Source organism: Pseudomonas sp., from assembly GCF_017744435.1.
GTDB lineage: Bacteria > Pseudomonadota > Gammaproteobacteria > Pseudomonadales > Pseudomonadaceae > Aquipseudomonas.
This window is the reverse complement of record NZ_JAGIBG010000021.1, coordinates 81,256-92,212: the sequence shown is the minus strand read 5'-3', so window position 1 is coordinate 92,212 and position 10,957 is coordinate 81,256. Positions and strand designations below refer to the sequence as shown.

Sequence of the window (10,957 nt, the reverse complement as noted above, 5' to 3'; positions counted from 1 at the left end):
GCCGTCGCGAGTTCAAGGCGCGTAACGGGCTGTAATTGCACGGGGCCGCTTTGCGGCCCTTTCGCGACACAAGGCCGCTCCTACAGGGGATCGCATTTCCCTGTAGGAGCGGCCTTGTGTCGCGAAAGGGCCGCAAAGCGGCCCCGTGCAATTACAGCCCGTTACGCGCCTTGAACTCGCGACGGCGGCGGTGCAGCACTGGCTCGGTGTAGCCGTTCGGCTGCTTGGCACCTTCGACAACCAGCTCGATCGCCGCCTGGAACGCGACGTTGTCGTCGAAGTTCGGCGCCATCGGGCGGTACTGGGCGTCACCCGCGTTCTGCTTGTCGACCACTGCCGCCATGCGCTTGAGGCTTTCCAGCACCTGCTCCTGGCTGACCACGCCATGGCGCAGCCAGTTGGCCAGCAGCTGGGCCGAGATGCGCAGGGTGGCGCGGTCTTCCATCAGGCCGACATCGTTGATGTCCGGTACCTTCGAGCAACCCACACCCTGGTCGATCCAGCGCACGACATAGCCGAGGATGCCCTGGGCGTTGTTGTCCAGCTCGTTGCGGATCTCTTCTGCCGACCAGTTGGTATCGGCCGCCAGCGGGATGGTCAGGATGTCATCGACCGAGGCTGGGGTGCGCGACGCCAGCTCGCGCTGACGCGCTTGTACGTCGACCTTGTGGTAGTGCAGGGCGTGCAGGGTGGCGGCGGTCGGCGACGGTACCCAGGCGGTGTTGGCGCCGGCCAGCGGGTGAGCGATCTTCTGCTCGAGCATGGCGGCCATCAGGTCAGGCATAGCCCACATGCCCTTGCCGATCTGCGCACGGCCTTGCAGGCCGGTGGCCAGGCCTACGTCGACGTTGTTGTTCTCGTAGGCGCCGATCCACTTCTCGTTCTTCATGGCGCCCTTGCGCACCACGGCGCCGGCTTCCATCGAGGTGTGGATTTCGTCACCGGTGCGGTCGAGGAAGCCGGTGTTGATGAACACCACGCGCTCGGCGGCCGCCTTGATGCAGGACTTCAGGTTGACCGTGGTACGGCGCTCCTCGTCCATGATGCCGACCTTCACGGTGTTGCGCTTCATGCCCAGCAGGTCTTCGACACGGCTGAAGATCTCGGCGGCGAAGGCGACTTCTTCCGGGCCGTGCATCTTCGGCTTGACGATGTACACGCTGCCGCTGCGGGTGTTCTTGCGGCTGGTGTTGCCGTTGAGGTTGTGCAGGGCGATCAGGTTGGTGAACAGGCCATCCTGGATACCTTCGGGGATTTCGTTGCCCTGGGCATCGAGAATCGCCGGGTTGGTCATCAGGTGACCCACGTTGCGCACGAACAGCAGCGAACGGCCGTGCAGGGTTACGCTGCCGCCATTGGGCGCGGCGTATTCGCGGTCCGGGTTCATGGTGCGGGTGAAGGTCTTGCCACCCTTGCTCACGCTTTCGGCCAGGTCGCCTTTCATCAGGCCCAGCCAGTTGCGGTAGACGATGACCTTGTCATCGGCATCGACGGCGGCGACCGAGTCTTCGCAGTCCATGATGGTGGTCAGCGCCGACTCCATCAGGATGTCTTTGACGCCGGCGGCATCGGTGCTGCCGACAGGCGTGCTGGCGTCCACTTGAATCTCGAAGTGCAGGCCGTTGTGCTTGAGCAGCACGGCGGTCGGCGCCTTGGCGTCGCCATGGAAACCGATCAGTTGGGCGTCATCACGCAGGCCGCTGTTGCTGCCGCCTTTCAGGGCGACGACCAGCTTGCCGCCTTCGATGCGATAGCCGGTGGAGTCGACGTGCGAGCCGGCCGCCAGTGGTGCGGCTTCGTCGAGGAAGGCGCGGGCGAAGGCAATGACCTTGTTGCCACGCAGCTTGTTGTAACCCTGGCCTTTCTCGGCGCCACCTTCATCGCTGATGACGTCGGTGCCGTACAGGGCGTCGTACAGCGAACCCCAACGGGCGTTGGCGGCGTTCAGGGCGAAACGGGCGTTCATCACCGGGACGACCAGCTGTGGGCCGGCCATGTGGGCGATTTCTTCGTCCACGTTCTGGGTGGTGGCCTGGAAATCGTCGGCTTGTGGCAGCAGGTAGCCGATTTCCTGGAGGAATGCTTTGTAGGCTACGGCGTCGTGTGCCTGGCCTTTGCGTGCCTGGTGCCAGGCGTCGATCTTGGCTTGCAGCTCGTCGCGCTTGGCGAGCAGGGCTTTGTTCTTTGGAGCGAGGTCTTTAATGATCTCTGCCGCCCCTGCCCAGAACTTCTCGGCTTCGATGCCGGTTCCAGGAATCGCTTCGTTGTTGACGAAGTCGTACAGGGCCTTGGCGACCTGAAGGCCACCGACTTGAACGTATCCAGTCATTGCTTGCCTCACCTCTGCTCAGCTATTTCGCTCTTCTGTATTAAGCCTGTAGCGCTTCTCTAAACACGTACCAGTGCTTGCCATCGGACTAGACCCGAGGGCGGCTGGGTGCAGCCGGCCAGACAGGCTGGCAGACAGTGTGCGTATTTTCACAGGCGCCTTGGCAGACATCCAAACGACGTTTTGTAGTCCGCGCCACGGGATACTACATGAAGCAGTAGGCGAGGCAAAATCAGACTAAAAGCGCCGTTATGCGACCGGTTGGTCGCGTATGGTCACGCTGGGAGAACGTATGTTCGCAAAAAACCGGTGGATTGTTCCAGATAAATCTTGAAACAGTACACGATTGCTTGTGCGGATTGCCCTGCGGCAGGTTGCCGCGCCTTGCCTATACTGAGTCGATCCCCCGTATTTTCGCCGCCTTGGGCGGCCCGACGCAGAGGAAGGGCCTGTGGATCATCTTGTACTGACCGTGATTGCCCCGGACAAGGCCGGCCAGGTCGAGCGCATTGCCCAGTGCATCGCCGATCATAACGGCAACTGGCTGGAGAGCCGCATGTCGCGGATGGCCGGGCAGTTTGCCGGGATCCTGCGGGTGGCGGTGCCGGCGGAAAACTACGACGAGCTGGTGAAGTCGCTGCAGGCGCTGGGGCAATACGATATTCGCGTGCTCATCGCCGAGAGCGGCATCGAGCCGTCGTGTACCTGGAAGCCCATTGCCATGGAGCTGGTGGGCAATGACCGCCCGGGTATCGTGCGTGATATCACCCGCCTGCTGGCGGATCAGGGGGTGAACCTGGAGCGCTTTACCACCGAAGTGCGGCCGGCACCGATGAGCAGTGAGCCGCTGTTCCATGCCGACGCGCTGCTGGCGCTGCCGTTGACCTTGTCGCTGGATGACCTGCAACAGAAGCTGGAAAGCCTGGCGGATGACTTGATGGTGGAGTTGAAGTTGCGGCCGGAGGAATGATCGGGTTATCCCGATTTCACGGGGAAGGCCCTGTGGATAACCTGGGGGCGCACCTCGCTAGCCCAGGAACGGCAGGCCTTCCCGAGGTTTGAGCAAAAAACGTACAGAAATCAGTCGCTTGTGCACAAAGCACGGGGACGAGGGTGTGGATAACCTTTGGAGAGGTTGCTACAGGCCACGAACGGCGTGGCCTGTAGAGTTTTGATCGTTTTTTGATCAGGCGCGCTTGCGCAGATTCAGCCAGGCATCGACACTGTAGAGCGCCAGGCCCGCCCAGATACAAATGAAGGCCACCAGGCTGCTCGAAGACAAATGCTCATCGAAAAGCAGCACTGCCTGCAGCAGCACCAGCGTCGGCGCCAGGTATTGCAGAAAGCCCAGGGTGGTATAAGGCAGGTGTCGGGCGGCGGCGTTGAAGCAGACCAACGGCACTAGCGTCACCGGGCCTGCTGCCATCAGCCACAGTGCTTCGCTGCTGGTATAGAACGCACCCTGGGCACTGACCGCCGTAGGGTTCAGCAGCAACCAGCCTAGCGCCAGGGGCACCAGCATCCAGGTTTCCACCACCAGCCCCGGGAGCGCTGCCACTGGGGCCTTTTTGCGGATCAACCCATAGAAGCCGAAGGTCAATGCCAGCATCAGCGATACCCACGGCAGGCTACCCACCTGCCACACCTGTTGCGCCACGCCCACTGCAGCCATGCCCACGGCCAGCCATTGCAGGCGGCGCAGGCGTTCTCCGAGCAGGAGCATGCCCAGCAGCACATTGACCAGTGGGTTGATGTAGTAGCCGAGGCTGGCTTCGAGCATGCGACCGCTGTTCACCGACCACACGTAGGTCAGCCAGTTGGCAGCGATCAGCGTACCGCTCAGGGCCAGAATCGCCAGGCGGCGGGGGTTGTCGCGCAGCTCGCGCCACCAGCCTGGGTGTTTCCACACCAGTAGCAGCAGGGAGCCGAACAACGCGGACCAGAGCACCCGGTGGACGATGATCTCCACCGCCGGAACGCTCTGGATGGCTTTGAAATACAGGGGGAACAAACCCCAGATGATGTAGGCCGACAGGCCAAGAATGTACCCGCGACGCGGGTTTGCGGCGTGCATGCAGAATCCTTGCTTAGGTAGCTAAATACAGCGACGCCTATTGTAGACAGACCCTTGCGGCTATCTAGAACAATTTCAACGGTTGTTCGTCCAGTGCCGCCGTCTGCTCGCGCAGGGCGAGGATCTGGTCACCCCAGTAACGCGGTTGGCCAAACCAGGGGAAGCTGCGCGGGAACGCCGGATCATCCCAACGCCGTGCCAGCCAGGCGCTGTGGTGCAGCTGGCGCAGGGCGCGCAGGGGCTCGATCAGTGGCAGTTCGCGTGGGTCGAAGTCGTGGAACTCGTTGTAGCCGTCGATCAGTTCGGCCAATTGGCCAAGGCGCTCTTCGCGGCTGCCAGCCAGCATCATCCACAGGTCCTGCACGGCCGGGCCCATGCGGCAGTCGTCCAGGTCTACGACGTGATAGACGTCGTCGCGATGCATCAGGTTGCCAGGGTGCAGATCGCCGTGCAGGCGCATCACATGATGCGGGGTACGTGCGTAGATATCCTCGACCCGCTTGAGCAGTTCGCGGGCTACGGACTCGAACGCAGGCAGCAACTCACGTGGGACGAAATCGCCCTCCAGCAGTGTTTGCAGCGAAGCGTGACCGAAGTTGTCCACTGCCAATGTTTCGCGGTGTTCGAACGGGCGGGTTGCGGCAACCGCGTGCAGACGGCCGAGCAACTGGCCGAGGCGGTAGAGCTGGTCGAGGTTGCCGGGCTCCGGGGCGTGGCCGCCTCGGCGCGGGAATAGGGTGAAGCGGAAGCCCTTGTGCTCGAACAGGGTCTGGCCGCCGTGTTGCAGCGGTGCGACCACAGGCACTTCGCAGTCGGCGAGTTCGGCGGTGAACTGGTGTTCTTCGAGAATCGCCGCATCGCTCCAGCGGCCCGGGCGGTAGAACTTGGCGATCAACGGTTGCGAATCTTCGATGCCCACCTGATAGACACGGTTCTCGTAGCTGTTCAGCGCCAGGACCCGGGCATCGCTGAGAAAACCCAGGCTTTCCACGGCGTCCAGGACCAGGTCGGGGGTGAGGGTGTCGAAGGGGTGGGACATGGGGGCTCCGGGGGTGGGCGACATGTCGGCATGGTAACTCATTCCATGGCCTGCCCAGATGTTGCCTGAGCTGGCCCTTTCGCGGCGGTTCGACGCCTCGATAAACCCGCGAAGAGGCCGGCACAGGTTAAACCGGTACCCCGAGCAATACATAGGAAGGATGGAACTGCACCTTCACTTTGCTTCCTGCTTTGATCGACTGCTCGACCAACCAACCGGCCTCGGCAAATGCACACAACGTCTGGCCATTGCCCAGTGCCAGCCGCACTTCGCTGTCGCCCTGTGCATCCGCCAATACCTCTTCGACGGTGGCGTTCAGCACATTGCTGCCGGCCTCGGCTTCATCCTCCGCTCCCAGCAACTGCACCCAGCCGGCCTTGAGCAGCGCCATCACCGTGGCCCCCAGTGTCAGTTCCAGCCGCGCCGTGCTGTCATGGGTAATCAATGCGTCGATCTCCAGCCCGCCGCCCAGCGCCAGGCTGACCCGATCATGCCGGCCCTCCCTGCGCAACCCGCTGACCTGCCCCTGCAGCTGATTGCGTGCACTGGTGCGCAGCATCAGGCGGCCCAGCAAGTCGAGGTCGCTGGACTCTTCCGCCGCTTCGAGAATCTGTGCCTGCAGTGCCTGCACTTTCTGGTACAGGCGTAGCACCCGTTCGCCTTCTACCGAGAGCCTTGCGCCACCACCGCCCCGTCCGCCCGTGCTGCGCTCGACCAAGGGCTGGCTGGCCAGGTTGTTGAGTTCATCGATCGCATCCCAGGCAGCCTTGTAGCTGATGCCGGCAGCCTTGGCCGCGCGGGTGATCGAGCCTTGTTCGGCGATGTGCTGGAGCAGGGCGATGCGCTGTGGGCGGCGGGCGATGTGCTGGGTGAGGAGAGCGGGCAGGGACATGGTGGCGCCTTTCTGGAACTGACCTGTCAAGCTTGCCCCGGTTTTGCCGTGCGTGCCAGGCAATACACATCGACCCTGCGTGCGCCGGCCTCACGCAGCAGTTGCGCGACAGCCTGCGCGGTGGCCCCGGTGGTCAGCACATCGTCGACCACGGCAACGTGGCTGCCCTTGAGCGATGCCGCGCTGGCCAGTGCGAACGCCCGGCGCAGATTGCGCTGGCGTGCCTGGGCGTTCAGGCTCTGTTGTGCCGGTGTTTCACGCGTGCGCAGCAACAACTGTTCATCACATTCGATAGCCAGTGCCTTCGACAGCCAGCGCCCGAGCATGCCGGCCTGGTTGAAACCGCGCTCGCGCAGTCGACGCCGGGCCAGCGGAACAGGCAACAGCAGGTCTGGCCTGGCCAGGTCATCCAGATAGCGATGGTGCAATTGGAGACCGAGCATCTCGGCCATCAGCCGGCCTAGCGGCCATTGGCCGTTGTGCTTGAAACGGCTGATCAGCGTGTCCAGTGGGAAGCCATAGTGCCAAGGCGCTATGACCTGATCGAAAGCCGGCGGGCGACGGCTGCACTGGGCGCAGATCAGGCCGGCCATCGGCAAGGGCAGGGCGCAGCGCAGGCAATGTTCATCGAGCCATGGCAGTTCGTGCTCGCAGGCGACGCACAGCGGGTAGTGCTGTTCGGCAAGTTCACTGCACAGCAAGCAGGAATGCTCAATATTTATACACTTGTAAACCAGTGTTTTTAACCAAGGTTGACAGTTCATAGGCCTTCCATGACTATGCGAGCTAACCGTGATGCGCTGGCGGGCACTTGTGCCTCGGCGCCAGCTACAGCCTAAACAAGGAAACGCCGATGAGCGCCAGCACAACTGCAACAACACGTCACGACTGGTCCCTGCCTGAGGTCAAGGCACTGTTCCAGCAGCCATTCAATGACTTGCTGTTCCAGGCGCAGACCGTGCACCGCGCGCATTTCGACCCGAACCGCGTACAGGTGTCGACGCTGCTGTCGATCAAGACCGGCGCCTGCCCGGAAGATTGCAAATATTGTCCGCAGTCCGGCCACTACAACACCGGGCTGGAAAAGCAGAAGCTGATGGAAGTGCAGAAGGTGCTCGAGGAAGCGGCTCGCGCCAAAGCCATCGGCTCCACCCGCTTCTGCATGGGTGCGGCCTGGAAGCACCCGTCGGCCAAGGACATGCCCTACGTGCTGGAGATGGTCAAAGGCGTGAAGGCCATGGGCCTGGAAACCTGCATGACCCTCGGCAAGCTCGACCAGGAGCAGACCGTGGCCCTGGCCCAGGCTGGCCTGGACTACTACAACCACAACCTCGACACCTCGCCTGAGTTCTACGGCAGCATCATCACCACCCGTACCTACGGCGAACGCCTGCAGACCCTGGCCTACGTGCGCGATGCTGGGATGAAGATCTGCTCCGGCGGCATTCTGGGCATGGGCGAGTCGCTGGACGACCGCGCCGGCCTGCTGATCCAGCTGGCCAACCTGCCCGAGCACCCGGAGTCGGTGCCGATCAACATGCTGGTCAAGGTCGCCGGCACCCCGCTGGCCGAGGAAGAGGACGTCGACCCGTTCGACTTCATCCGCATGCTGGCCGTCGCCCGTATTCTCATGCCCAAGTCGCACGTGCGGCTGTCCGCCGGCCGCGAGCAGATGAACGAGCAGATGCAGGCCCTGGCCTTCATGGCTGGCGCCAACTCGATCTTCTACGGCGAGAAACTGCTGACCACCGCCAACCCGCAGGCCGACAAGGACATGCAGTTGTTCGCCCGCCTGGGCATCCAGCCCGAAGCGCGCGAAGAGCATGCCGACGAAGTGCACCAGGCAGCCATCGAGCAGGCCCTGGTCGAGCAACGCAGCAGCGAGCTGTTCTACGACGCAGCCTCGGCCTGAAATGGCCTTTGACCTGGCGGCGCGCCTGGCCGAACGGCGCGCCGCAGACCTGTATCGGCAGCGGCCATTGCTGGAAAGCCCGCAGGGGCCGGAAGTTGTGGTCGATGGCCAGCGCCTGCTGGCCTTCTGCAGCAATGACTACCTGGGCTTGGCCAACCACCCTGAAGTGATCGCCGCCTGGCAGGCTGGCGCCGCGCGCTGGGGTGTCGGTGGCGGGGCCTCGCACCTGGTGATCGGCCACAGCGCGCCGCACCATGCCGTCGAAGAGGCGCTGGCAGAACTGACCGGCCGCCCGCGCGCGCTGCTGTTTTCCACAGGCTACATGGCCAACCTTGGCGCCATCACCGCGCTGGTGGGGCAGGGCGACACTGTGCTGCAGGATCGCCTGAACCACGCGTCGCTGCTCGATGGCGGGCTGCTCAGTGGTGCCCGTTTCAGCCGCTACCTGCACAACGACCCCGTCAGCCTCGCCAGCCGCCTGGGCAAGGCCACCGGCAACACCCTGGTGGTCACCGACGGCGTGTTCAGCATGGACGGTGACCTTGCCGACCTGCCGGCTTTGGCCGCCGTGGCCCGTGCCCGCGGCGCCTGGCTGATGGTCGACGACGCCCATGGCCTGGGTACCTTGGGTGAGCAGGGTGGCGGTGTCGTCGAGCACTTCGGCCTGAGCATCGACGATGTACCGGTACTGATCGGTACCCTGGGCAAGGCCTGTGGCACGGCTGGCGCTTTCGTCGCTGGCAGCGAAGAGCTGATCGAAGCCTTGGTGCAGTTCGCCCGGCCCTACATCTACACCACCAGCCAGCCACCAGCGCTGGCCTGCGCCACGCTCAAGAGCCTGGAGCTGCTGCGCCGCGAAACCTGGCGTCGCGAGCACCTGGCTGCGCTGATTCGCCAGTTCCGTCAGGGCGCCTCGCAAATCGGCCTGCAGCTGATGGACAGCCCGACACCGATCCAGCCGATCCTGATCGGCGACAGTGCCCAGGCCCTCAAGTTGTCGCGCATGCTGCGTGACCGTGGCCTGCTGGTGACCGCCATCCGCCCGCCAACCGTGCCTGCCGGCAGTGCCCGCCTGAGGGTCACCCTGAGCGCCGCGCACAGCGAGGCGCAGGTGCAGCTATTGTTGAATGCATTGGCCGAGTGTTATCCACAGCTGGAGGCCGCCGATGCGTAACCGTTTGATCCTTCTTCCCGGCTGGGGGCTGGGCACCGCCGCCCTCGAGCCGCTCGCCGCCAGCCTGCGGGCCCAGGACGCACGTCTGCAGGTCGAACTGATGCCCCTGCCGGAACTGGCCGATGGCGATGTGCAGGCATGGGTGGACTACCTTGACCGCAAATTGCCCAGCGATACCTGGCTGGGTGGCTGGTCGCTCGGCGGCATGCTCGCCAGCGAACTGGCGCGCAAGCGTGGCGACCACTGCTGCGGCCTGCTGACGTTGGGCAGCAACCCCAGTTTCGTGGCCCGCGCCGACTGGCCGCACGGCATGGCCGAGGACACCTTCGGCACGTTTCTCGACGGTTGCCGCAGCCACACCTCGGTGACCCTCAAGCGCTTTCGTACCCTGTGCAGCGATGGTGCTCTGCAACCTCGCACGCTGCTGCGCCAACTGGGTGTCGGCGTGCCGGACACCGACCCGCTGTACCTGGCCACCGGCCTTGAAGTGCTGGCCAGGCTCGATACCCGTGAGGCCCTGCAAGCCTTTGGCGGCCCGCAATTGCACCTGTTCGCCGGCAGCGATGCCCTGGTGCCGGCCGAGGCGGCCAAAGCGCTGAGCGAGCTGCTGCCCGACGTGGAAGTCGGCCTGGTCGAAGACAGTTCCCACGCTTTCCTGCTGGAGTATCCACAGGAGCTGGCGGCGGGCATCAAGAGTTTCCTGCATGAGAGTGGCGATGACTGACCTTTCCCGTCCAACCCTGCCCGGCGCGCTGCCGGACAAGCGCCAGGTGGCCGCCTCGTTCTCCCGTGCGGCCGCCAGCTATGACAGCGTTGCCGCCCTGCAGCGTGCGGTGGGCGTGAGCCTGCTGGACCAGTTGCCGGATGGCGTGGCACCGACGCGCTGGCTGGACCTTGGCAGTGGCACGGGGCATTTCAGCCGAGTGCTGGGCGAGCGTTTCGCCCAGGCCACCGGTGTTGCGGTGGATATTGCCGAAGGCATGCTGCGACATGCCCGCGATGAGCGCGGCGGGGCGCATTATCATGTGGCCGGTGATGCCGAACGGTTGCCGCTGGGGGATGCTTGTGTCGACCTGGTGTTCACTAGCCTGGCGGTGCAGTGGTGCGGCCAGTTCGCCAGCGTGCTGGAAGAAGCCCGCCGTGTGCTGCGCCCAGGCGGCGTGCTGGCGTTCAGCAGCCTGTGCGTCGGTACCCTCGATGAACTGCGTGCCAGCTGGCAGGCGGTGGATGGCATGGTGCATGTCAATCGCTTCCGCAGGTTTGAAGACTATCAGCGCCTGTGTGCGGCCAGTGGTCTCGCACAGGTCAGCCTGCAGCGTCAGGCCCATGTGCTGCACTACCCCGATGTGCGCAGCCTGACTCACGAACTCAAGGCGCTCGGCGCTCACAATCTCAACCCCGGGCGGCCTTCTGGCCTGACCGGTCGTGCGCGCATGCAAGGCCTGTTGCAGGCCTATGAAGCGTTTCGCCAGCCCCAGGGGCTGCCCGCCACCTATCAGGTGGTCTATGGTGTGTTGCGCAAGCCACAGGCATGAGA

10 protein-coding genes are annotated in these 10,957 nt (G+C 64.0%); 5 read left to right on the top strand and 5 right to left on the bottom strand.

The genetic code is table 11. The features are described from left to right. Window positions 1-151 precede the first annotated feature (151 nt). Window positions 152-2,329, bottom strand: a complete 2,178-nt coding sequence (locus J7573_RS15965) for a malate synthase G (RefSeq protein ID WP_294337101.1) — start codon at window positions 2,327-2,329, stop codon at window positions 152-154. A gap of 451 nt (window positions 2,330-2,780) precedes the next feature. Here J7573_RS15965 and J7573_RS15960 point away from each other — a divergent pair, with 451 nt between their 5' ends. After that, the gene (locus J7573_RS15960; protein WP_110640003.1) at window positions 2,781-3,299 is read left to right on the top strand and encodes an ACT domain-containing protein; all 519 of its coding nucleotides are present in this window, start codon (window positions 2,781-2,783) and stop codon (window positions 3,297-3,299) included. Window positions 3,300-3,515: 216 nt separating this feature from the next. Here J7573_RS15960 and rarD read toward each other — a convergent pair whose 3' ends face one another. The 4 genes from rarD to J7573_RS15940 all read right to left on the bottom strand — a co-directional run bounded on the left by rarD (window position 3,516) and on the right by J7573_RS15940 (window position 7,098). Further along, on the bottom strand, window positions 3,516-4,403 hold the full coding sequence (gene rarD, locus J7573_RS15955) for an EamA family transporter RarD (RefSeq protein WP_294337098.1): 888 nt from the start codon (window positions 4,401-4,403) through the stop codon (window positions 3,516-3,518). Between the two features lie 64 nt (window positions 4,404-4,467). Next, entirely contained in the window at window positions 4,468-5,442 is a 975-nt protein-coding gene (locus tag J7573_RS15950) for a serine/threonine protein kinase (protein ID WP_294337097.1), read from the bottom strand. Window positions 5,443-5,569: 127 nt separating this feature from the next. Next, a complete protein-coding gene (locus J7573_RS15945) occupies window positions 5,570-6,334 on the bottom strand; it encodes a TOBE domain-containing protein (protein WP_294337096.1) in 765 nt (254 codons plus the stop codon). 26 nt (window positions 6,335-6,360) lie between these two features. Then, window positions 6,361-7,098 (bottom strand): ComF family protein, encoded by a 738-nt coding sequence (locus J7573_RS15940; RefSeq protein WP_294337095.1) that lies wholly within the window; start codon window positions 7,096-7,098, stop codon window positions 6,361-6,363. 89 nt (window positions 7,099-7,187) lie between these two features. On the opposite strand from J7573_RS15940, the gene bioB reads away from it, so the two are divergent. Genes bioB through bioC form a run of 4 tightly spaced genes read left to right on the top strand, consistent with a single transcriptional unit; the run spans window position 7,188 to window position 10,955 of the window. Further along, on the top strand, window positions 7,188-8,246 hold the full coding sequence (bioB, locus tag J7573_RS15935; protein ID WP_294337093.1) for a biotin synthase BioB: 1,059 nt from the start codon (window positions 7,188-7,190) through the stop codon (window positions 8,244-8,246). Window position 8,247: 1 nt separating this feature from the next. After that, a complete protein-coding gene (gene bioF, locus J7573_RS15930; RefSeq protein WP_294337091.1) occupies window positions 8,248-9,420 on the top strand; it encodes an 8-amino-7-oxononanoate synthase in 1,173 nt (390 codons plus the stop codon). After that, on the top strand, window positions 9,413-10,144 hold the full coding sequence (locus tag J7573_RS15925; protein ID WP_294337089.1) for an alpha/beta fold hydrolase: 732 nt from the start codon (window positions 9,413-9,415) through the stop codon (window positions 10,142-10,144). Before bioF ends, J7573_RS15925 begins: the two co-directional genes overlap by 8 nt. After that, window positions 10,137-10,955, top strand: coding sequence for a malonyl-ACP O-methyltransferase BioC (bioC, locus tag J7573_RS15920; RefSeq protein ID WP_294337087.1), 819 nt, complete (start codon window positions 10,137-10,139; stop codon window positions 10,953-10,955). Before J7573_RS15925 ends, bioC begins: the two co-directional genes overlap by 8 nt. Window positions 10,956-10,957: the final 2 nt, after the last annotated feature.